Source organism: Flavobacterium sp. JLP, assembly GCF_015350755.1.
Taxonomy (GTDB): Bacteria; Bacteroidota; Bacteroidia; order Flavobacteriales; family Flavobacteriaceae; genus Flavobacterium.
Genome location: NZ_JADKPS010000005.1, coordinates 198,388 through 222,353 on the forward strand (window position 1 = coordinate 198,388; position 23,966 = coordinate 222,353).

Consider the following 23,966-nt stretch of genomic DNA (forward strand, 5'->3'; position numbering starts at 1 on the left):
CCAACGGGTTTTGTTATTGTTTAATTAATTTTTTAGTCCAGCTTTTTTGGTCTGATTTGAAATTCAGTATATAAATTCCTTTACTGAGTTTGCTGATGTCTATAGCATTTTCAGTGGTCCCAGAATTCAATTCTTTCTGCAATATCAGTGTTCCTGAATTATCATAAATTGTTATCACTTTATTATCTAATTTTTCAGGTACTGAAAGCTGTACATAATTGTTTGCCGGATTCGGATACATTGCAAAAACTGTAATTTCTGCTGGAGCATCATCAATAACAGCAGCTGCTTTTTTGGCTGTTGATGCAGATCCGTAAGCTTCGATTTCAAACAAAGAATATCCGTAAGGCGCTAAAGCTTTTGACGTACATAATATTCGGAGATATCTTCCTGATCCGCTTACTGCCAAGTCATCAGTTCCTCCATCGCTGGCTGTCTGTGTGTTTATGGTTTCGTTTTCGGTAAAAACATTATCTGTCGAAATTTGAATTTTGTATTGAGTTGCAAAAGCGGCTTCCCATTTTAGAACTACACGATTAATATTGTAATTGCTTCCCAAATCAACGTAAATCCACTCGCTTGCGTTCGCAAAACTGCTTGCCCAACGTGTTGCTGCATCTCCATCTGTGGCTTTCGCCGATGAGTAAGTAGCATTTTCTTCTGTAGAGGCTGTCGCCGTTTTAGCTAAAGCTAAGTTCACATTAGGATTTGGCGTAATATTTCGCACAATAACATCGCTGAAAACTCCTGTCCCTAATGTTCCATTTACATGAGAGGTAACTGCCATTCCTACATAAATTGTGTTTGCCATTGCAATAGTTTTTGGGGTTCCAAGTTGTGTCCAAGTTGTTCCATTATCAGATGAATAAGATGTGAACACATTTCCTGATCGTACGACACGAACCCATTTTGGAGCTGTTCCCGCAACAACCTGAGCCGTCGTAATTCCTGAAACAGCATCTCGTGTTAAAAATTCTATACCCGCAGCGGCACTTACATCGGTCAAAGCGTGTTTAGATGTTGGCGTAAGCGTTTCACGGAACATCACTCCCGCTTTAGCGTATGTATTTGTGTTGGTTAGAGAATTTACTTTGGCAATAATTTCGGCATCACCAGTAATGGATTGGTTTACAAATTGAAATTGATCGCTTGTTTCCCAAATATCACTTCCTGAACCTTTTATGGTAAAAGTTCCGTTAGCGTGAGTTGCTTCTCCCGCAGGAGTGACAGCTCCTAAATCGGTACTGATCCAAGGTGATGGCAATCCAGCTGGAGGATTTTCTGTAGAAACTAAATTTACTGCTCTGATATTATCAAAATAGTAGGTATTTCCAGAACTTGTACCCGGTTCTAACAAGAAAACAAAACGATTTACTTCGCTGTCTAATGTCGATGCATCTGGCGAGCTTGCATACGTAAATATAAGTGTGTGCCAAGTATTTGTCTGTTTTACAACTGCTTGATAAATACTGTGTCGCCCTACAGGATAATTAGACGGAACAGAAGCACTGCTTTCTGCCTGCCACGAAATTATAGATCCAACCGGAGCTGAAGTATATACATCCATAGCAAATTTTTTAGTTCCGTTTTTGAAATCCCCAATATTGGTTAAACTGGTATTGAATGAAAAATTATCATACAATTCAGTTGATTTTCTAACATATTTTCCAACATTTGATGAAGTATTAATTCCGCTTGCATTCGGGTTTGCAGTGTTTGGCGTATAAGTTCCGATAGCATCTCTGAAAGAAATATTATGAACCGTTTGATAATCTTCATAAACAACTCCAGCTGTGTAAGTATCCGGAAGTTTTGTAGAACCTATTCTGATATTATCAAAATAATACGTATCGCTTGTATAAGAACCTGAATTTGCTAATATTACCATTTGGTTGATTGCCAGATTTGAAGTTCCTGCATCTGGACTTGAATTATAATAGAAAGTCAACGTTTCCCATTGATTTTGTTTGGTCGTGATTGCTACATAATTACTATTTCTTCCTGTTGGAAAATTAGCTGGAAGCGATGTCGCACTATTCTCTAAATTAAGACTTACAACTGTTCCAATTGGTGCAGAAGTATAGACATCAATCATAATTTTATTGGTCTGATTTTTTAACAAACCAGCATCTTCAATGGTGCTTTGGGTATTAAAGAAAAGAACATCATACTGCTCCGTTACATTTCGAACGTACTTCGCCACATTTGGGGAAGAATTAACGGAATTAGTTCCAGGATTTGCCACAACAGAATACGTTCCGGTTGTAGTGCCTTTTATAATTTTATTGATGCCGTCGTAATTTTGTAAAACATCGGTCGCAATAATTGGTTTTTCTGGAGCTGCCTTTGTAAGCAGATTATCAATATAATATGTAGCTCCTGAATTAGAATTGGATTCAAAAAGGAAAACTACGTTGTTAATTGTAAGTGCACTTGTATTTGGGTCGATTACTTTTTCGAATTCAAACTCAATTGTTTCCCATTTGTTTTGAACTGTTGTTGTCGCTTTATAACCGCTGTGTCGTCCTGATGGAAAATTTGTTGCAGTTGTAACCAAACTATTTTCTAACTGCATCGAAATTTTAGTTCCAACAGGCGCCGAAGTATAAATATCAAAAGAGATCTTTTTTCTGCCGTAAACATAATCGTTTGCATTACTGATCACTACATTTTTGATATTTAAGACATCATACAATTCAGAGGAATTGCGAACGTACTTACCAACCAAAGCCGAAGTATTAATTCCAGTAGCTGAAGGATTTGCAACTGCTTCTGTCAAGACTCCTGTTTTATTTCCGTATACAACATTTCTGTTCGATTGAAAATCTTCGTAAATTCTTTCTACTGGTAAAGGCACTTCTGTCGTTACCGCCAATTTATAAGTATTAGCGGCACATCCTGAAACTGTCGTCGCTACAGAAACATCTCCTCCAGATGTCCCCCAGTTTACAGTAATCGTGTTTGTACCTTGTCCTGATGTAATAGTTGCGCCTGCAGGAACTGTCCAATTGTAGGCGGCACCTGCAATTGCATTTATAGAATACGTCTTACCCGTTTCATTGTTGTATACTTTTGCATCACCTAGTACGCCATAAGTAAAACTGCCACTGTAAACGCGAACATAATCAACTTGCAATTTTGCTGGAAAATCAGCTGGAATGGGTTCTACGCCCGCACCGTTTACACTTGTGTAAGGTGTTCCTAAACTTCCTACAGCAAGATTCAAAATGATGTAAAACTGCTGGTCATTAAAAGGCCAGCCGCCATTTACAGTTGTATTTGGGGTAGCGGTATGAAATAAATTTCCATCAATAAACCATTTAATGATATTTGGTCCCCATTCTACCGCATAAACGTGAAATTCTGTAGACAAATCAGTAGGAGAACTATAACTTCTTCCTGTATAATGATAACCACCGCCATCGTAGTGAATTGTTCCATCAATCGATTTTGGGTTTCTGTGCTTGGCTTCCATGATGTCAATTTCACCTGTGTATGGCCAATTTGAAGTTCCCGCAGGAAGCATCCAAAATGCTGGCCAAGCTCCCATTCCACTTGATAATTTCATACGGGCTTCGATTCTTCCATATTTAATAGCATACTTTCCTTCCGTCGTCAATTTTGCCGAAGCATAAGGCTGTTGCGGAAAGGAAGCATTTGGCTCGTATTTCGCCTGAATGTTTAAATAACTGTCTGTTCCTTCTTTAACAATTGTGGCCTGATTAGGATCATAACGCTGAGCCTCTGCATTTCCGAATCCGCAAAGCGAGGGACAGCCGTTTCCAGAAATACTTTGCCATTTGGTTAAATCGACGGTTGTGCCGTTAAATTCATCTGACCAAATAAGCGTGTTGCATTGCGAATAAATTTTGAAAAAGGGCGATAAAAATAAGAGCAAAAGCATTACATACCTTTTCAAAAAATAATAATTATTTCTCGGTGGTCGGCCGAAAAAAGAGTCTTTTTGTTTCATTTTTTTTTAGTTTTTGTTAGTACAGTTTATTACGCTGATAAAATCTGTTTTGTAGAAAATAGATTGTTATTTTGGTAATAATCCGACAATATTAACAAATAAATCAGGCAAGACTTACATTTTGGGGTACGGTTTGACTACGGTGTTTATAAAAAAATGTAATAAATAGCCGTCAAAAAGCGTAAAACTACTTGAGATTTTACTTAATAATAAAAAACTAAAAATTTAGAATGAATTCGGTTATGTTTGCATCAGAAGGAAGCTGTAATTTTTTTCGAATACGATATCGTGTGTCTTCAACACCTCGAACCGAAATTCCTAAAAGCGGTGCAATTTCTTTAGTATTGAAATTCATTCGCAGGTAAGCGCACAAACGCATGTCGCGAGGCGTTAATTCCGGATAGCTTGTTTTGAGGCGCTGCATAAAATTATCGTGAAGCTGATTGAAAATTTCTTCAAATTCATTCCAATGTTTATCACCTTGAAGTTCATGATCGATTAACTTGTTTATTTTAGCTAATAAACTGAAGTTTACATTTGGTTCATTTTTCTTATCAATTTGTCCAATCAGTTCTTTTATAGAAAGAAGAATTTCATTCAAATGAATAAGGTTCACGGTGTTTGAAGCTACTTTTGCATTTTGGAGATTAATTGTGTTTTCAAGATTATCACGGATTATAGCCATGTTCTCTTGTTCTAAAGCGAGTTTTTGCTCGTTTAATTCGGCGCGGTTTCGTAAAAGTTCTTTTTCCTGATTCAATATTAACTGTTCACGATCACGTTCAGCAAGATTTTTTTGATAACGGATAATCGCATAAATTAAAACTCCAAAAAGTGCCAAATACAAAATATAAGCCCAACCGGTTCTGTACCAAGGCGGTAGAATTTCAAATTTAAAAACAGCTTCTTCACTTACCACATCGTAAATGTTCTTTGCTCTCACATGAAAGATATATTCGTTTTCAGGCAAATTTGTATATTCTTTTTCGGTTTGAAGACTGTATTCTGACCATTTTGGTTCAAAACCTTCAAGCCAATATTCGTATTTTGTTGCATCGGCTTCATCATAACACAGTGAAGCAAATGAAAAATGCAAAGCGTTATTTGAATAAGATAAAACAGGACAAAGTACATTATTTGCTGTTTCCGTATTCGTTGGCAGTACATCATACCTGCTGGAATATAATAAACTGTCTTTCGGAAAAATAGATTTCACTTCAGAAATAACTGCCTTATATTTAGATTGATATCTTTTATTTTTAGTTGCATTATAATGAATCAAACCGTCTTGAGTTCCAAAAAAAACATCACCGCTTGAAGTCGTCTGAATATTCTCAAAACCTGGTACATATAAATATCGAAGTTTTCGAAAAGGCAATTCTTCTATCTCAAAATTTCCTTTTGATTTCTGGCTCATTTTGCCTGTATTTTCTCCTGAGATATACCAGATATTATTTTGATTATCAGCTTTAAGCAAACGGATATGACTTTCTAAGCCCAAGTATTTCTTAAAAACTGGATCTGGAATCATTTTTTTTGAAACCGTATTTTGTTTATAAATACCTTTTGTTGTTCCAAACAGCATCTCGTTATTTATTTTAAAAGTATTGAGAAACAAGCTCGACGGAAAACCATCCGCCTGATTGTAAAACTGAACATTTGAAACAGCATCGAATGTTTTATTAAAGTTGAGTTTATAAATTCCTTTATAGCCGTGAGCAATCCAAATATTTCCCTCTTTATCCGTTACGATGATTCTGCTGCTTTCTTCAAAGCCTTTAATTTTATTTTGATAAGCCCACGATCCGTTTCTATTTTTTAATAAATACAGTCCCGTGTAACCGCCAACGAGCAAAAGATCAGGGTGATTTGGTACAATTATACCTTGCCAAGCGCCATCTATCTTTGCTAATAATTTGGCTGTATTATTTTTTATCTCGAAAATTCCATTCTTCTCAAAAGCCAACAGCGAATTTCCAAAAACTCCAACATTCCATACGTTTTCTGACATACCAGAAATATGCTGAAAATGTACATTTTCATGCTGACCGTTTTTATAGGCATCCCAATCAAGCCAAAATACACCATTGTCTGTAGCAATATAAAGTTTGCTTTGATAAATGTGACTGCAATATATTTTAGTTTCTGAATTTGAGGTATCGCGAATTTTTGACAAAGGCGAAGCAATCTGAATCAATGAAATACCTTCTTTAAGCGTCACCCACAAATTATCTTCTTTATCAACCTTGAGATTCGTTACATACTCGTTCTGCAACCCCATTTGTTTGTTGATGTGCTGGATCAAATGTCCTGCACTATCTATAACTATCAACCCAGATTGTCGTGTTCCGATTCCGTAATATCCATCAGAAAGTAGTATTGCGGTAGAGATTTGATTTTGTTTGAGCAAATCATCAGCTTCAGTAGCGAAAGGCTTTATTTGATTGTTTTTATAAATAAAAAGCCCATTTTTTTGGGTCAGCAATAATAATCCCTCTTTTGTGTCGAATGCCTTTCTAATTTTAATTCCAGCGAATTGTTGCCCATCGGTTGTGGGTTGCAAAACGCCATCTTTAAGTTTCATTAGACCTTTTGCATTATCTAAAACATAGATATCCGAATTGACTTTAAAAAATTCATCAAAATTAGAATTTGACTGTATAACCTTGATTTTATTATTCTTATAAATGAATATTTTTTCGCTTGAAAAAAAGATTACTTCATTATTAAATAAAACCGTGTGCAGAACATCACCAAAATTTCTGGCTGCAGCAGGGAGTAATTTTGCTAGAGAAGTATATTTATACTGTCCGTTTGGCAACTGAAATGCATAACCAAAATCGCCTTGCGCGCCAACGTAGATTTTGTCGTGTTTGTCAATGGCAAGAGAACGCACCATACTTTTGTTTTCAGGCTGGGTAATTATACTCCATCGCACACCATCGAACTGCATGATCCCGAAATGATTGGCAAAAAACATCATTCCTTTAGAATCTTGGAGAACATCCCAATTTTCTGAAGCTGCTTTATAAGTTTTCGGACTGTAATTTGTTATAAAAGGAACGCCAATTTTTTTAATTTGGGAATTAAGAATTGGAGAAATAAGCGATATTAATAGAACTAAAATTCTAATTATAAATTTCGTCATTTTTGTTTCTGTATGTAGGTTATGTAGTGACTTTTGGGAAATCACTTCTGAAAAAAGCTCTTTGGGAAAAGCTTTTCGTCAGATAAAAAACCATCCAATTTTTCAATCAAAGCTTAATAATTTAACATTAATTATCAATCAAAAAAGAGAATGTCGAAATTCAAATATATAAAAATTTATTTTAATGTAACAAATTACATTCGATTTTGATAATCTTGCAATTCGATTATTAGATAATTAGATAATTTGCAAACTTTGACAAAGTCGCTGAACTTGAAACTTGAAACTTGAAACCTGAAACTTGAAACTTGAAACCTGAAACTTGAAACCTGAAACTTGAAACTTGAAACCTGAAACTTGAAACCTGAAACTTTAAAATCCTAAAATATCGCTTAACTCTTCATACGAATGAAAAAGAATTGCACCTTCTTTCTCTAAATCTTCATTATTGTAACCGTTTGCAAAACCGTACACTTTAAAACCTCCACCAATTCCAGAAATTACTCCGGCTTTGCTGTCTTCAATAACTATACAGTCTTTTACACCGAAACTCATTTCTTTGGCGGCATGTAAAAAGATTCCAGGATCTGGTTTCCAGCTGTTAATTTCATACGAACTAAATATTTTATTTTCGAATTTATCTAACAAACCTGCTACTTCGAGATTCAGTCTGATTTTGTCAACGGGACCGCTTGAAGCCACACAATACGGAATTTTTAATTTTTCTATGAATTTGAAGATACCTTCCATAGGCGTCACTTGCGTTTTGAAAGCTTCGAAACTTTTTTGGCGGTAATCTGCTTCAAAGTTATCTGGAAGTTTTTTAGCGATAGAATTCTCGATTTGAAGAAAACATTCTTTTAAACTGCGTCCGTTAAAATTTCGGTAAGCATCTTCTATTTTCATTTGAAAGCCATATTCGGCAGCCATTGAAAGCAAGATGCCGTTGCCTATTTTTTCAGTATCTACGAGAACGCCATCACAATCAAAAATTATACATTTAACTTCCATACTTTTTTTTTTACAATTTATAAGCTGTAGGCTTTAAGCCAGAAGCTTTTTTAAAATCTGTTTGAAGCTCACAGCCTAAAATGCCCAAAATCTAAAGTGAGGATGAAATTTTAGAAATTATTTGAATAATAAAATCAGCTTGTGCGGGATTTATTTTTTTCAAAGCTTCGTCTGTCTGAAACCAATCGCCTTTATCTATTTCGGGGAAATTTTGAAGTTTTCCAGATTTTGGGGGCCATTCCATTTCGAAATCGTTGCTTTTTATCATAGTTTCATCAAGATCAAATTCAACTGCCCAAGCGTGGACTATTTTACCGGATTTTAATTTTACATATTCTAGTTTAATGAAATCGCCTTCGACTTCAAAACCCGTTTCTTCCTTAAATTCGCGTACTGCAGCATCAAGAGGGTCTTCTTCCTCTGTAAATTCTCCTTTCGGAATTGACCAGCTTTCTAAATCTTTGTTTTTCCAGAATGGCCCGCCTGGGTGAACCAAAAAGAAAAAAATTGTTTTACCTATAAATTTGTATGCTAATATGCCGGCGCTTTGTTTCATGTTATCCTGATTTTATAACTAAAGATACTATTTAATTGCAAGATTTTTTCGAATTAATCTCATTATCAAGATTCTGTACTTATTTATACCTTTTATGTATTTATATATGCTATTTGATTTGTATTTTTATGAAATCAAAAAATCATTTCTTTAAAGAAATTAATTATATCCTATTTTGAAAAAACCACTTTTATTCATCGCAATTTTAGCAGCTAATTTTGCTGTTCAATCTCAAAATAAAACAATTACCGTAATAAATTCACTTCCAGTAAATCGTGAATTTGAAACCGTAGAACTGACAAAAAAATCACTTGGTTTGCCAAAATCAGCAAAGCTCGAAAATTTTAGTATTAAAGAAGCAAGCACCAATTTATATTTAGAAACGCAAAGCGTTGATAACGATGGCGACGGAAATATGGATGTATTATTGTTTCAGCCAAAAATAGGCGCTTCGTCAAGCAAAGATTTCGAAATTGTCGCTTCTAATTCTGAACCATCAAAAAACATTAATTGCTATTCCAGATTTGTTCCAGAAAGGACAGACGATTATGCTTGGGAAAATAATAAAGTTGCTTTTAGAACCTATGGCCCAGTTGCACAAAAAATGGTTGAAGACAATGTTGCCGGAGGAACTTTGACCAGCGGAATTGACGCTTGGTTAAAAAGAGTCGATTATCCCATTATTAATAAATGGTATGAAAAAGCAACTTTAGGAACCGGAACGTACCATAAAGATACAGGCGAAGGTTTGGATAATTTTCATGTTGGAGACAGCCGAGGCGTTGGCGGAATTGCTGTAAACGTAGACGGAAAATATTATTTTTCTAAGAATTTCATCAGCTGGAAAACTATTACAACAGGACCAATCAGAACAAGTTTTATTTTGACTTATGCGAATTGGGATGCAAAAGGACATAAAATAACTGAATCGAAATTAATCAGTTTAGATTATGGAAGTTATCTTTCTCGCTTCGAAATCAATATCAAAGGAAGCAAAACAATTGCTGCCGGATTAACGCTACATGACAAAAAAGGAATTATTGGTACGAATGTAAAAGAAGGCTGGATAAGTCATTGGGAACCTATCGATGATTCGGAAATCGGAACGGGAATTGTAGCTCCAAACAACACCTTGCTTAGTTTTGAGAATTATGTAACTAACGACAAAGACTTAAGTAATTTATACGCAAATATCAGCATAAAGAAAAAGAAGGCAATCTATTACACCGGTTTTGGATGGAAAAAAGGAAGTCCGTTTCAAACCCAACAAGAATGGGAAAAGTATTTGAGTTCTTTTGCTGAAAAAATAAATAATCCGCTTAGTGTTAAGGTAAAGAAGTAAATTATTGAGGCCTCGGGTTTAGCGGATTTAAATGGGTTTTCGCTGATTTGTTATTAAAAAAAATGAAAATAACACACAATCTTGTCATTTCGAGGAACGAGAAATCACACAAGAAATGCCGCAAAATTATCACTAATCTTTGTAGCGTCGCATGTGTGATTTCTCGTTCCTCGAAATGACAAAAATGAGAATAATAAACCAGCGAAAACCCTCTTAAATCCGCCAAACCCGCGGGCTATTTTTTTCTCCCCACAGGAAAATAATTCTCCTTCAAAATAATCTCTAACGGAATATAATGCGTTTTTTCAACTGTTTCCTGAAGCACTAATTTTTTATACAAATGATTTACAGCCATATAACCTTGTTCTTCTGGTCTTTGGTTAATCAAGAAATCAATTACACCTTTATTTAAGTATTCGATATTTTCTTTTAATAAATCGTAACCTATAATTCGGACGCCTTTGATATTGTTTTCATATAAAAATCGGGCTACAATATAAGCTCTGGAATTTGGAACAAAAACACTGTTTATCCCAGAAAACATTTCTAAATTCAGTTGATCAATACCAGAATCTTTAATGGTAACTTCTGAAAATTTGAAATTTGTAAGTTCATGGTTATCTCTAAAAAAAGAATAAAATCCGTCGATACGCTGCAAATAAACAGATGTACTTTCAATTTCGCGCGTAATCTTAAAAATCAAAATCTGCCTTTCATTTTTCACAGCAAAACTAATCAGCCTTCCTGCAAGATAACCGCTCTGAAAAGCATCTTGACCTACATAAGCATGTTCTTCATCAGTTGAAATATTAGAATCGATCATGACTACTGGAATATTCTTAGCTTCATATTCATTTAAAAAACGTACCGATTCTTCGTAAAAAATAGGTGCGAATAATAATCCGTCACACTCAAAATCGAGTACTTTTTTGATCATTTCCTTAAAAGAAACTTCATTAAAATCATAAAAGAAATAATCTAAAATAACTCCAAATTTTCCAAATTCGACAGCGGCTTTTTCAATTCCGATAATCTGACTTTTCCAGTATTCTAAATTTTCATATTTTGGAAGAAAAACAGCAAATCGAAACTTCTTATTTAATGCCAGATTACTAGCCAGAATATTTCGTTTGTAGCCGTATTCTTCTATAATAGCATTTACCTTATCTACATTCTCCTGAGCTACCTGCCCACGATTATGGATAATGCGGTCAACCGTTCCCGGCGAAACGTTTGCAAGTGCTGCAATTTTTTTAATAGTTATGATATTCTTTCTTTTTAAGTTAAAATGAAGTTGTTAAAGACCTAAAATTATTATTATTTTCAGTAAATATAAGTTGTTTTACTTAACTTTTTATATACATTTGTAATAATCCGTGTGCGTACACGCAAAATTAATAATTAAAATATATAAAACATAAAAATGATAGTAGATTCATTACAAAATGCAGCCAAATATCATAGCCTGCATCCTAATTTCAAAAAAGCATTTGATTATGTAAACCAAAATGACATAAGCAAACTTGAAGAAGGCGTTATTGAAATTGCCGAAGGACTAAAAGTAATTGTAATAGTTGGCGAAGGAACGACTAAAGAAGAAAGCATTAAAGGTTTTGAATGTCATGATAAAAATATAGACATACAAATTTCAATAAAAGGTCCAGAAACTTTTGCTTGGAAACCGAGAGAAAAATGCATCAGTCCAAATGGAGATTACAGCGATGAGAGAGACGTTCGCTTTTTTCATGACAAGCCAGATATGTTTTTTCAATTACAGGAAAAACAGTTTGCTATATTATTCCCAGAAGATGTTCACGCTGCAATGATTGGCGAAGGCACGCTAAAAAAAATCGTTATTAAAGTAAAAATAGACGCATGAGTACTATCCAAAATTCAATAGACATTGTCGCAGCCCAAGGAATTCTTCCGCTGTATTTCAATACCAATCAAACGATCAGTATTGATGTTCTTAGAACATTGTACAATGCAGGAATCAGAGCTGTTGAGTATACCAACAGAGGTTCAGAAGCAATATTCAATTTCAAAAAAATGGTTGAAGTGCGAAATGCAGAAATGCCTGGAATGCTGTTGGGCATCGGAACTATAAAAAATGTATCACAGGCAGAAGAATTTTATGCTGCTGGAGCTGACTTTTTTATAAGTCCTGGTTTTGTGCCTGAGGTTGCTGTTTATTTAAAAAGCAAAAACGTTTTGTACGCTCCTGGCTGTATGACACCAACAGAAATAATTGCCGCTGAAAATGCTGGAATAAAATTCGTAAAACTTTTTCCTGGAAATATTTTAGGTCCAGATTTTTTGAGCAGTATTAAAGATATATTTCCAAACCTAATTTTTATGGTAACAGGCGGTGTCGATACTACACACGATAACATTCACAACTGGTTTTTGGCAGGAGCTTCTTCTGTTGGATTGGGAAGCAAACTAATCAGTAAAAAACGTATGGACGAAGCTGATTATGATGTAATTGCCAATGAAACAAGGAAAGTTCTTGAAATAGTTCAGACGATTAGAAAATAAATATAAATATGGATTCAATATTTAACCTAAGAGGAAAAATAGCACTTATAACGGGCGGCGCCGGTGTATTAGGAAGCAACTTTGCAAACGTTTTGGCTAATCAGGGCGTTATTGTCGGAATCGTTTCTCAATCGATTGAAAAAGCCAAGAAAACGGTAGAAGCAATCGAAAGCAATGGCGGAAAAGCTTTTGCAATTCAGGCAAATGTTTTGAATAAAGAAGAACTAGAAAACGCAAAAAATTTAATTGTTGAAAAATACGGCCGACTTGACATTCTGATCAACGCTGCTGGAGGAAATATGCCCGGAGCAACCATTAGTCCAGATCAAGCTATTTATGACATGCAGGTTGATGATTTACAAAAAGTAGTAGATCTGAATATTATTGGAACAATGCTTCCTTCCCAAGTATTTGCTGAGCTTTTTGCCAAACAAAAAAAGGGAATTATCATCAATATTTCATCAGCTTCAGCACAAAGACCTCTGACGAGAGTTGTTGGGTATTCAGCATCGAAAGCCGCGATTGACAATTTCACACAATGGATGTCGGTTGAACTGGCAACAAAATATGGCGAAGGAATTCGTGTAAACGCTATTTCACCTGGATTTTTCATCGGAGAACAAAATCGAGCTTTATTGCTTACTCCAGAAGGAAAATTAACTCCAAGAGGTGAAAAAATTATCGATCATACTCCAATGGGAAGATTTGGAACGCCGCAAGATATTGATGGTGCGCTTTTATTTTTATGCAGCGACATGTCAAAATTTGTGACAGGAACCATTATAAAAGTAGACGGAGGATTTTCGGCTTCTAGTATTTAAATAATTATCAAAAAGCAAATTAGAATGGAACAAACATTACGATGGTTCGGACCAAATGATCCTGTTTCTTTACAAGATATCGCACAAACCGGAGCAACCGGAATTGTTACCGCTCTCCATCATATTCCGAATGGAGAAGTCTGGAGTATCGACGAAATTATAAAACGTAAAGTCGAAATTGAACATCAGGATGGAGATCCTAAAAAAGGTGCTTCTGGCCTGACTTGGTCTGTTGTAGAAAGTGTTCCGGTTCATGAAGACATTAAAAAACAAACTGGAAATTACCTTCAATACATTGAAAACTATAAAGAAAGCATTCGAAACTTAGCTTTATGCGGGATAAAATGCATCTGTTACAATTTCATGCCGGTTTTAGATTGGTCAAGAACTGATTTGGCTTATGTAACAGCAGACGGATCAAAGGCTTTGCGTTTTGACATTAATGCTTTTGCTGCTTTTGAATTGTTTATTTTGAAAAGACCTGGAGCAGAAAGAGAATACACCTCAATACAAATTGAAAAGGCTTCTAAATACTTTAACGCCATGAGCGATGATGATAAAGTAAGATTGCAGCAAAATATTCTAGCAGGGCTTCCAGGTGCTGAAGAAGCTTATTCTGTAGAAGATTTTCTAGTGACTTTGAGTGGTTATAATCATATTGACAGAAAAGCATTAAAGGAAAATCTTTTTTTCTTTTTAAAAGAAATTATTCCAGTAGCCGAAAGTAAAGGCGTTTTGATGGCGATTCATCCTGATGATCCGCCCCACCCGATTTTAGGCTTGCCGAGAGTTGTGAGCACCGAAGAAGACTTAACTGAATTAATGAATGCTGCGCCTTCTAAATCAAACGGTTTTACGATGTGTACAGGTTCATACGGCGTAAGAGAAGACAACGATTTGCCAGGAATTGTAAAACGTCATGGCGATAAAATGAATTTTATTCATTTAAGAAGTACCGAAAGAGACGAAGAAGGAAGTTTTTATGAAGCCAATCATCTTGAGGGTGATGTAGATATGTACGAAGTTGTAAAAGCAATTATCGAAGTAGAAAAAAGAAACGGAAGCAGCTTGCCGATGCGCCCTGACCACGGGCATCAAATGCTGGACGATTTGAATAAAAAAACAAATCCGGGTTATTCTGCAATTGGCCGTTTAAGAGGTCTTGCAGAATTGCGCGGTCTTGAAATGGGGATCAAGAGATCTTTATAAAAGTTTGTTGCGAAGAAGGTAGAGATTTTTTTTATCTCGCAGGTTTAGCGGATTTTTTGTCATCCTGACGAAGGAAGAATCGCACTCGAAATTCTAAAAGAAAACAGATAATCTTTACAGCGCTATTAGTGTGATTTCTCGTTCCTCGAAATGACAAACTACACTTTTAAATGTAATCTGCTAAATCTGGCGAGATCTGCGAGAGAAATAAAAACTTAGTGTCTTAGCGTAGCGGCAAAAGCTCAAAAAAAACTAACTAACCACAAAAAACCACAAAACCATGATTCGCCAAGCCATTCTTATCTCCTGTGTTCTTTTTATGGACACTTTAATGGCACAGGAAATACCCAAGATTATTACTTCAAAAACCAATTATCTCCCTGATTTCAGCTATGCCGGATATCATTTCGGCGAAAGCCAAATCTCACAAAACGAAGGAAAAGTTATTAATGCCACAGATTTTGGCGTAAAGGCAAATGATAATTTAGATGATTCGAAAGCACTTTTGAAGGCTTTAAAAATTGCGAATGAAACACAGGGAAATGTAATTTTGCAATTACCCGCCGGACGAATTATTCTAAGTGATGTAGTATACATCGAAAGAAGCAATTTTGTACTTCGAGGTGCAGGTTCAGGAGAAAATGGTACAGAAATTTATTGTCCTCGACCGCTGATGTATCTTAAAGATCCTGAATCACTTGCAGAATTAAGAGAATATTTAACCACTTTCGACAAAAGACAGCGCGAACCAGAAAACAATATTGATTTGCCTTTTTCGCAATATGCCTGGTCTGGAGGTTTTATTTGGACACAAGTCCCGAATGAGCGTGTAAAATCGTATTTAGATAAATACGAGCCAACTCCAAATGTTTTAGCGAAAGTCAGCTCTGGCAATATGGGCGAACATAGCATTACAGTTTCTGATGTCAAAAATTTAAAAGTCGGAGATATTGTCGAACTTCAGTTATTCAATAAAGATGGAGAAAAAGGCGAAATCATCAAAGATTTATATAACGGTGCCAATGTAAAACCAGGTTCGCATCATTGGAAATTTCCGAAACTTCCAATCGTTAGACAACAAGTAGAAATTACTAAGATTTCAGGTTCTAAAATAACTATAAAAACACCTTTAACCATTGGTATAAAACCGAGTTATCAGGCACAATTGGTAGAATGGAAACATTTAAATGAAGTTGGAATTGAGCATCTGCGTTTTACTTTTCCTGATATTCCAAGAGTTGCGCATCATGTCGAGCCGGGAAATAATGCGATGTTTTTAACGCGTCTTTTTAACAGCTGGGTCAAAGATGTTACCATTACCAATGCCGACAGCGGTATTTTAGCTGAAGAAATTTCAAATGTTACGGTTCAAGATATCATTACAAATGGTGATCATATGGCTCATTATACTGTGACTTTAGGCGGTGTGCATAATGTTTTGGTCAAAAATCTTAAAATTTATAACAAAACAGTTCATCCGCTGAGCTTCAATACTTTTGCGACGAAAAATGTATATCAGAATTGTGAAATTTTTGCTGATCCACTTTTAGATCAGCATTCTGGAGCCAATCATCAAAATTTATTCGATAATATAACCGTTCACATAACTCCAGATAAAAACAACAGTTACCTGTTATTTGGCGGTGGCGGTGCTGATTATTGGAAACCCTCACACGGACCGTTCAGTACGTTTTGGAATTTAAATATAGACGTTGCAAATCCAGATTCTAAAGCAGTTTTATTATACGGAATGAAAGACGGACCATTTGCCAGAATTATAGGCGTTAACGGAAATGCCAAATTCGAAATAAAATATGAACCCGACGCTTATATTGAATTTGTAAATACACCAATGGATAAAATTCCTTCACTGTATGATTATCAACTGCTAAAACGCTTGAAGTGATTTATGCCAAGAAGTCACAAAGGAGCAAAGTTTTTTTTCAAGATTAGATTTAATCGCGCAAAGCAGCAGAGTCGCAAAGTTTAGTATAAAATTATTTGTGTCTTTGTGGCTTTGTGGCCAAAACCTCATGCCATGAAATACAAAATAGCTTTTCTATTAATCGTATCTGTTTTAGGAAATATATTTTCCCAAAATAAATATCGGCTTAAAAATATTTCTACTGCTGATGGACTTTCGCAGAGTTCTGTTATTGCTATACATCAGGATAAATTTGGCCAGATGTGGTTTGGTACGCGTGACGGTCTAAATAAATATGACGGAAGCAAATTCACCATTTTTAGAAATGATGTGACAAATAAACATTCGATCAGCAACAACGATATTTTATCGATTGAGGAAGATAATTCAGGAAAAATTTGGGTTGGAACTTACAATGGGCTAAACTGTTACGATCCTGTTCAGAATACATTTACAAGATATCTTCATACCAAAACCAATCATACCATAAGCAGTAACGCTATTTGGTCTATAAAGGAAATTGGCGATGAAATGTGGTTTGGAACTTCAAAAGGATTAACAATTTACAACAAAAAAAACAGCAAATTCACTTCTATTTTTCATTCGGATACAGACGCTTATACTCTGCCTAGCAATAATATCATTACAATCTTAAAAACAAAAAAAGGCGAAATCTGGATTGGAACTACAAAAGGATTATGTAATCTTCTCAGCAGAAAAAACGGAAAATTTATCTTCAAAAATTACCTTTTAAATCCTGTTGATCAGCTAAATGTTCAGGCAATTGCCGAAGATACTTCAGGGAATTTATGGATCGGGACAAAAAATAAAGGCCTTTTAAAATTCAATAAAGCTTCTAATCAATTTGTCTCTTTTTTATCTGATGAAAAATATCGCGAAATCAATACTGATATTCGTTCATTGGCAATTGACAGTCAGGGTTCTTTATGGATTGGTGCTTATGACGGAATCTACATTTTAGGCAAAGACAAAAGCCTGCAAAAAATAAACAGCAACAACAACAGTAACGGAATCGACAAAGTAAAATCTGTTTTTATTGATCAAAAAGGTTCGGTTTGGATTGGATGCTATTACAAAGGGGTTAATATTTGGGATATTTCGAATGTCAATTTTTCTAACTATAATCAGAATTCGAAAAAAATTCCGATGAGTTTTGATGTCGTAAGTTCGATTATTGCTGATAAAAATCAGAACATTTATTTTGGAACAGAAGGTGGCGGCATCACTGTTTATAATAAGAATAGTGAAACTACAAGTTATATCAACAGCAAAAGTGGTCAGACTACAAAAAATGATATTAAATCAATGTGTCTTGCAGACGACATTTTATGGATTGGAACTTTTTCGAAAGGTTTGTCTGCTTACAATACTATTTCTAAAAGAATTGAAGACAACAGAATTGGTTCTGATTTAAATGCCTTATTAAAAGAATCCGGTGTTTATTCTATTAAATCAGAAAAAAATGGCATTCTCTGGATTGGTACTTTTGGCAAAGGATTAATTCGTTACGATACCATTGCTAAAACTTTTCAAGTTATTGGCAATGATGCTGCTAAACCTAATTTCTTAACCAATAATATTATCCGAACCATTTTAGTAGATCAAAAAAATGGTATCTGGGTTGGAACTCAAAACGGTCTAAATTTTATTCCGAGTAATAATTTTAGTCCAAATAATTATTCCATTAAACATTACTTTTTTGATAGTTCTTCTTTATCTGGTGATGATATTTTGACTTTGTTTCAAGACAGCCACAAGAAAATTTGGGTTGGCACCAAAGCGAAAGGGCTTCATTATTATGATGGGAAAAAATTCAATAAAATTAATTTAAGAGTTGGAAATACGGTTATTACATCTATACATTCGATACTCGAAGATGACGATAAAAACCTATGGATCAGTACGAATCAGGGAATTATAAAATACAGTACCACTCAAAAAACCGTTGTTATTTATGACCAGAAAGATGGTTTGGCGAGTAATGAATTCAATGATAATTCGGCGTTAAAACTCGATTCAAATAAGTTTTATTTTGGAAGCCCGTCTGGCGCAACTTATTTTGATGCCAAGAAAATTTCCATAAATCAATATGCACCGCAGGTTTTAATCACTAATCTGAAAATCAAAAATGAAACGATCAACGCAAATGATGCAGCTGAGATTTTAGAAAAAAGCATTGGCTACACCAAAACCATTACGCTTGATTACGATAAAGCCAATTTTTCAATAGATTTTGCGATTCCAAATTACATTCGATCAAAAAACAATCAATACAGTTACCGCTTGACGGGATTGGAAAACAATTGGACCATTACTAAAAATACGGAAGCTATTTTTGCCATTCAAAATCCGGGAACTTATGTTTTTGAAGTTCGAGGAGCCAATAATGACGGTGTTTGGAATAAGGTGCCAACAACTTTAACAGTGATTGTAAATCCAGCTCCTTGGCGCAGTATTTGGGCTTTTTTATTGTATGGAATTTTAATTGGGCTCGGATTGTACGGTTTAATTTGGATTATGAAATCAAAAGCCAGGCTTAAACAAAAATTGGAATTGGAGTATTTAGAAACCAAACGAATTGAAGAAAACAATTTAGCAAAACTTGACTTTTTTACCAATATCTCGCATGAATTCAGAACACCTTTAACACTGATTTTAGGTCCATTACAACAGATTTTAGCCGATTATAACGGAACCAATGAAATGTATAAAAAGCTTTTGGTTATTGAAGGAAGCGCCAATCATCTTTTAAGTCTCATTAACCGTTTAATGGATTTTAGAAAATTAGAAAATCATCAAGTGAAACTCGAATCAGCAAAGGGAAATATTGTAAAATTTACTAAAGAAATCTTTTTGTCTTTTATTGAATATGCAAAAGACGGCGGTTACACTTATACTTTTGAATCATCTGAAGAAGAAATTCTGGTTTATTTTGATCGATACAAATTAGAGCGTGTTTTTTACAATCTGATTTCAAATGCTTTTAGATATACGCCAAAAGGCGGCAAAATCCATCTTAAAATATCGCACGACAGCGAAAATATTTTTATTGCTATTGAGGATTCTGGAGTTGGAATTGCAGCAGAACATATAGATAAAATTTTTGATTTGTTTTTTGAAGTTCCGATGCACAACAATGTTCAGAAAAACTATAATAAAGGAACTGGAATTGGTTTGTCAATTGTAAAAAACATTGTAAAACTACATAAGGGAAACATTGAAGTAACCAATAAAGAAAAGGCAGGGGTTGTTTTTAAAGTGACACTTCCGCTGGGCAGAGAACATCTTTTAGACAGTGAAATTATTCAAGATTTTAAAATCAGTGATGATATTGTTCAATACACTTCTCAATTAGAAACTTCGGAAATTTCAGAACCTGAAGACATTAATGATTTTGTAGTTAATGAAGAAAAACAGACTATTTTGATTGTTGAAGATCATAAAGTACTTCGTTCATTTATGAAAAATCTTCTCAAAAAAGAATACAATATTATTGAAGCCGAAAACGGGAAAATTGCCTACGACAAAGCAATAAAACATATTCCAAATTTAATTATCAGCGACGTTATTATGCCAGAAATGGTGGGAACAGAGCTTTGTTCTAAAATTAAAGAAAATCTCAAAACAAGTCATATTCCGGTTATATTACTGACTTCGAGATCATCTTTGGTTTATAAATTTGAAGGACTCGAAAGCGGTGCCGATGATTACATCAGCAAACCTTTCAATTTAATTGAATTTAAACTTCGCGTAAAAAATCTTTTAAATTCAACCGAAAGACTCAAAAACAAATTTACAAGCGATGATAATTTTATTCCGTCAGAAATCACGGTTTCTTCTTTAGACGAAGATTTGCTGAAAAAAGCATTTAAAATTGTCGAAGAAAATATTTCAAACGAGCAATTTGATATTCCGTTTTTCTGTTCAGAATTAGGCGTAAGCCGTACGATGTTATTTCTAAAAATCAAAGCTTGGACGAATTATACACCAAACGAATTTATTCATGAAATACGATTAAAACGTGCTGCTCAATTATTAGAACAAAATAAATTAAACGTTTCTGAAATCAGTTATAAAGTGGGTTTCAACAATCCAAAATACTTCAGCAAATGCTTTCAGAAAAAGTACGGAGAAACGCCTTCACAATTTGCTGACAAATTTTTCAAATCTTCAGAAGTTTTTTAAATAATCTGCATTTTTAAACGCTTTAAAAAAGGGTATCTGTATTTTTAGATACCCTTTTTTGTATTTCTATATCGGTTCCGCCTGATACATTTGTGGTATGAAAATCAAAAAAACAAAATTCATACTACTGCAAATTCTATTTGTGATAGTCATAATAGGAATGAGTTTATTGCTTTTTTATTTTATCTAACATTAACCTTAAACCAAAAAATGAATGTTTACAAACCAAAAAATCAAATCGCTTAAATGGTGTTTGCTGGCGGCCTTTTTACTGGCAAATATTGTGATGAATGCACAGGAACGAAAAGTTACAGGAAAAGTAACTTCTAGTGAAGATTTGCTCGGGCTTCCTGGTGCCAATGTTTATATTAAAGGATCTTCAGTTGGAGCATCTGCAGACATGGACGGGAATTATACTGTTATAGTTTCTGAGAAAAACGCAGTATTGGTTTTCAACTTTGTGGGATATCAAACGGTAGAAATTCCGGTTGGAAATAAAACCACCGTAAATGTCAGTTTAAAGCCAGACACCAAAAATCTTGACGAAGTAATTGTTGTGGGTTACGGTACGCGTAAAAAAAGTGACATTACGGGTTCAGTTTCATCTGTAACTGCAAAAGAGTTAACGGCTTATCCTTTATTAAATGCAGAACAGGCTTTGCAAGGCCGTGCTGCAGGGGTTTCGGTACAAACTAATAATGGCGGTGAGCCTGGTGCTCCGGTAAAAATCAGAGTTCGTGGAGGAACCTCAATTAATGCCAGCGGAGATGCCCTTATTGTTGTTGATGGTTTTGCAGGGGTTTCGATGCCCGCGCCACAAGATATTGCTTCTATTGAAGTTTTAAAAGATGCTTCTGCAACGGCAATTTATGGATCGAGAGGTTCGAATGGCGTTATCATGGTTACAACTAAAAAAGGTAAAGCAGGAAAACCAGTAATCGAATTCAGCAATTCAACTTCGGTACAATCTGTAAACAATAAATTACATTTATTAAACGCAGATCAGTTTGTGGCATATAGAAAAAGCTTTACCACGCATACAGCGGCAGGATCTAATACAGATTGGCAAGATGTAATTTACCGTGACGGAATGATTTCGAACAGTCAACTATCATTTTCGGGAGGATCAGAAAAAGTGAGGTATTATGTTTCTGGAAATTATTTTAATCAAAATGGAGTTGTAATAAATTCAGGAATTGATAAATATTCAATTGTAAGCAATTTGGAAGCTGATTTATCTGATAAGTTCAAAGTGGGTTTGAATTTATTTCAAAGCAAACAAAACAAAGATGGAATCATAAGCCAGACTGGAGCTGGAGGAACTGGCGCAGCGGGCGTAATTGCAGCGGCGTACCGATTTATGCCAGATAAAGGAATTTACAATGCAGACGGAAGTTACACCTCTACAGCTCCAATTGGAGATGATATCGATAATCCGTACGCAACAGCAATGGAAAATATTTTAGAAACGGTTTCTATCGTAAACAGATCTAATTTCTTTGCACAATATAAAATCACAAATGATCTTGATTTTAAAACAACTTTAGGATTAAACGAAACAAATTCTCAAACCGGTAGATATATTCCATCTACTTTAATTGCTGGAAAAACAATTAAAGGAGAAGCTTCTGTAAGCAACAATAGATTTTCTTCTTTCTTGACAGAGAATTATTTGACTTATAAAAAAGAAATTATCGAAAAAGGAATTTTGACAGTTCTTGGAGGTTATTCGTATCAAAAAAATAAAAGCGAATCATCTTCTGCAGCTTCAAGAGGATTTTTGACGAATACCAATTCGTATCACAATTTAGGAGCCGGAACAGTGTATTTAAAACCCGATTCTTCTTTATCTGAAACCGAATTAATTTCTGCTTTCGGAAGATTGAACTTTGATTACGACGATAAATATTTATTGACTTTTACTGCCAGACGCGATGGCTCTTCAAGTTTTAGTAAAAATTACAAATACGGAACTTTTCCTTCGGGAGCAATTGGCTGGAATATCGCGAAAGAAAACTTCTTGAAAGACAGCAAAACAGTTTCAAATCTTAAATTGAGAGCAAGTTATGGTGCAACCGGAAATCCGTCAATTGGCGCCTACTCTACTTTATCAAGATTCTCTGAAATTTATGATGTGAGCGGCGACGTTATTGTAAATGCGGTGCAGTTGACCTCTTTGGATAATCCGAATTTAAAATGGGAAACTTCATATCAGCAGGATTACGGAATTGATTTGGGTTTATTTGATAACAGAATCAGCCTTACTGCAGATTATTACAAAACAATTACCAAAGATTTATTGTTTAACAGACCATTGCCAGGAGTTTCTGGAATTGCTTCTCAGCTTCAAAACGTTGGACAATTAGAAAACAAAGGATGGGAATTGGGCATTAATACTAAAAACTTTACTGGACCTGATTTTACTTGGTCAACAAATTTCAACATCTCCTCTAACAAAAATAAAGTATTGAAATTAGCTGATAATAAAGACTTGTTGATTAACTCTGCACCAGGGCATTTCCTTGCAACAGAATCTCAAATTTTAAGAGTTGGACAGCCAGTGGGATCATTTTTCGGATTTATTTATGATGGCGTAATTCAACAAGGAGAAACAGTTCTTCCGGGTAATTTTGAAACTGCTCCAGGCGGCGAAAAATTTAAAGATATAAATGGCGACGGAAAACTAGATTCTAATGATAAAACAATTATCGGAAATCCAAATCCGGATTTCATATTTGGCTTGAATAATGATTTCACTTATAAAAATTTAGACTTAAATATCTTCTTTCAAGGTTCAGAAGGAAATCAAATCTTGAACTATACTTTGATGGAATTGGCTTCTGGGAACAACAATGCTACAACAGAAGTTCTAGACGCTTGGACACCAACAAATACAGATACAAATGTTCCGACAAATGCTGCAAGAACAAAAAGAATTACATCAAGGTTTGTGTACGACGCTAGTTATATCCGTCTAAAAAACATTTCTATTGGTTATAGTTTAGATGAAAAATTTGTTTCGAAAATGGGATTAAGCAAAGTTCGTTTTTACATCAGTGCACAAAACTTATGGACCATTACAGATTATCCAGGTTCTGATCCAGAGACCAATTATCTGAACGATACAAATGCCAGAAGCAACACCAACTTAGGTTTAGATTATGGAAGTTACCCGAATGTAAGAACATTTACAATGGGTTTTAACTTAAAATTTTAGTTTAAAAAATCAAATATTATC

The 23,966-nt window shown here is 34.8% G+C and carries 13 protein-coding genes; 8 read left to right on the plus strand and 5 right to left on the minus strand.

Annotated features, from left to right (window positions below):
• Positions 1 to 13: 13 nt before the first annotated feature.
• The 4 genes from IRZ83_RS13945 to IRZ83_RS13960 all read right to left on the minus strand — a co-directional run bounded on the left by IRZ83_RS13945 (position 14) and on the right by IRZ83_RS13960 (position 8,688).
• On the minus strand, positions 14 to 3,973 hold the full coding sequence (locus IRZ83_RS13945; protein ID WP_194569640.1) for a family 16 glycosylhydrolase: 3,960 nt from the start codon (positions 3,971 to 3,973) through the stop codon (positions 14 to 16).
• Between the two features lie 217 nt (positions 3,974 to 4,190).
• Positions 4,191 to 7,121 carry a triple tyrosine motif-containing protein gene (locus tag IRZ83_RS13950; RefSeq protein WP_194569642.1) on the minus strand — a complete coding sequence of 977 codons (2,931 nt, stop codon included), beginning with the start codon at positions 7,119 to 7,121 and terminating at the stop codon, positions 4,191 to 4,193.
• Between the two features lie 372 nt (positions 7,122 to 7,493).
• Entirely contained in the window at positions 7,494 to 8,132 is a 639-nt protein-coding gene (locus IRZ83_RS13955; protein ID WP_194569644.1) for an HAD family hydrolase, read from the minus strand.
• 91 nt (positions 8,133 to 8,223) lie between these two features.
• Complete coding sequence (locus IRZ83_RS13960; protein WP_194569646.1) at positions 8,224 to 8,688, minus strand: NUDIX hydrolase; 465 nt, start codon at positions 8,686 to 8,688, stop codon at positions 8,224 to 8,226.
• 175 nt (positions 8,689 to 8,863) lie between these two features.
• Between IRZ83_RS13960 and IRZ83_RS13965 the strand changes: the two genes are divergently transcribed.
• Entirely contained in the window at positions 8,864 to 10,030 is a 1,167-nt protein-coding gene (locus IRZ83_RS13965; RefSeq protein WP_194569648.1) for a DUF4861 family protein, read from the plus strand.
• 235 nt (positions 10,031 to 10,265) lie between these two features.
• Here the strand turns inward: IRZ83_RS13965 and IRZ83_RS13970 are convergent, their stop codons facing one another.
• On the minus strand, positions 10,266 to 11,297 hold the full coding sequence (locus IRZ83_RS13970; protein ID WP_317174568.1) for a LacI family DNA-binding transcriptional regulator: 1,032 nt from the start codon (positions 11,295 to 11,297) through the stop codon (positions 10,266 to 10,268).
• 156 nt (positions 11,298 to 11,453) lie between these two features.
• Between IRZ83_RS13970 and IRZ83_RS13975 the strand changes: the two genes are divergently transcribed.
• From IRZ83_RS13975 to IRZ83_RS14005, 7 genes are all read left to right on the plus strand, one after another.
• Positions 11,454 to 11,909, plus strand: a complete 456-nt coding sequence (locus tag IRZ83_RS13975; RefSeq protein WP_194569650.1) for a YhcH/YjgK/YiaL family protein — start codon at positions 11,454 to 11,456, stop codon at positions 11,907 to 11,909.
• Positions 11,906 to 12,568 carry a bifunctional 4-hydroxy-2-oxoglutarate aldolase/2-dehydro-3-deoxy-phosphogluconate aldolase gene (locus IRZ83_RS13980; RefSeq protein ID WP_194569652.1) on the plus strand — a complete coding sequence of 221 codons (663 nt, stop codon included), beginning with the start codon at positions 11,906 to 11,908 and terminating at the stop codon, positions 12,566 to 12,568. The genes IRZ83_RS13975 and IRZ83_RS13980 overlap by 4 nt, the downstream gene beginning before the upstream one ends.
• Before the next feature lie 8 nt (positions 12,569 to 12,576).
• Entirely contained in the window at positions 12,577 to 13,389 is an 813-nt protein-coding gene (locus IRZ83_RS13985) for an SDR family oxidoreductase (protein WP_194569654.1), read from the plus strand.
• 24 nt (positions 13,390 to 13,413) lie between these two features.
• The gene (gene uxuA / locus IRZ83_RS13990) at positions 13,414 to 14,598 is read left to right on the plus strand and encodes a mannonate dehydratase (protein WP_194569656.1); all 1,185 of its coding nucleotides are present in this window, start codon (positions 13,414 to 13,416) and stop codon (positions 14,596 to 14,598) included.
• Between the two features lie 280 nt (positions 14,599 to 14,878).
• Positions 14,879 to 16,504: a hypothetical protein gene (locus IRZ83_RS13995; RefSeq protein ID WP_194569658.1), complete on the plus strand. Its 1,626-nt coding sequence runs from the start codon at positions 14,879 to 14,881 to the stop codon at positions 16,502 to 16,504.
• A 132-nt stretch (positions 16,505 to 16,636) separates the two neighbouring features.
• The gene (locus tag IRZ83_RS14000; protein WP_194569660.1) at positions 16,637 to 20,728 is read left to right on the plus strand and encodes a two-component regulator propeller domain-containing protein; all 4,092 of its coding nucleotides are present in this window, start codon (positions 16,637 to 16,639) and stop codon (positions 20,726 to 20,728) included.
• Between the two features lie 214 nt (positions 20,729 to 20,942).
• Entirely contained in the window at positions 20,943 to 23,945 is a 3,003-nt protein-coding gene (locus IRZ83_RS14005; RefSeq protein ID WP_194569662.1) for a SusC/RagA family TonB-linked outer membrane protein, read from the plus strand.
• Positions 23,946 to 23,966: the final 21 nt, after the last annotated feature.

What these genes read in the sequence shown, in the direction of transcription:
- IRZ83_RS14000 (WP_194569660.1), top strand. Translation starts at nt 16,637, where the DNA reads ATGAAATACAAAATAGCTTTTCTATTAATCGTATCTGTTTTAGGAAAT.
- IRZ83_RS13960 (WP_194569646.1), bottom strand. Translation starts at nt 8,688, where the DNA reads ATGAAACAAAGCGCCGGCATATTAGCATACAAATTTATAGGTAAAACA.
- IRZ83_RS13980 (WP_194569652.1), top strand. Translation starts at nt 11,906, where the DNA reads ATGAGTACTATCCAAAATTCAATAGACATTGTCGCAGCCCAAGGAATT.
- IRZ83_RS14005 (WP_194569662.1), top strand. Translation starts at nt 20,943, where the DNA reads ATGTTTACAAACCAAAAAATCAAATCGCTTAAATGGTGTTTGCTGGCG.
- IRZ83_RS13955 (WP_194569644.1), bottom strand. Translation starts at nt 8,132, where the DNA reads ATGGAAGTTAAATGTATAATTTTTGATTGTGATGGCGTTCTCGTAGAT.
- IRZ83_RS13975 (WP_194569650.1), top strand. Translation starts at nt 11,454, where the DNA reads ATGATAGTAGATTCATTACAAAATGCAGCCAAATATCATAGCCTGCAT.
- IRZ83_RS13985 (WP_194569654.1), top strand. Translation starts at nt 12,577, where the DNA reads ATGGATTCAATATTTAACCTAAGAGGAAAAATAGCACTTATAACGGGC.
- IRZ83_RS13945 (WP_194569640.1), bottom strand. Translation starts at nt 3,973, where the DNA reads ATGAAACAAAAAGACTCTTTTTTCGGCCGACCACCGAGAAATAATTAT.
- IRZ83_RS13995 (WP_194569658.1), top strand. Translation starts at nt 14,879, where the DNA reads ATGATTCGCCAAGCCATTCTTATCTCCTGTGTTCTTTTTATGGACACT.
- uxuA (WP_194569656.1), top strand. Translation starts at nt 13,414, where the DNA reads ATGGAACAAACATTACGATGGTTCGGACCAAATGATCCTGTTTCTTTA.
- IRZ83_RS13950 (WP_194569642.1), bottom strand. Translation starts at nt 7,121, where the DNA reads ATGACGAAATTTATAATTAGAATTTTAGTTCTATTAATATCGCTTATT.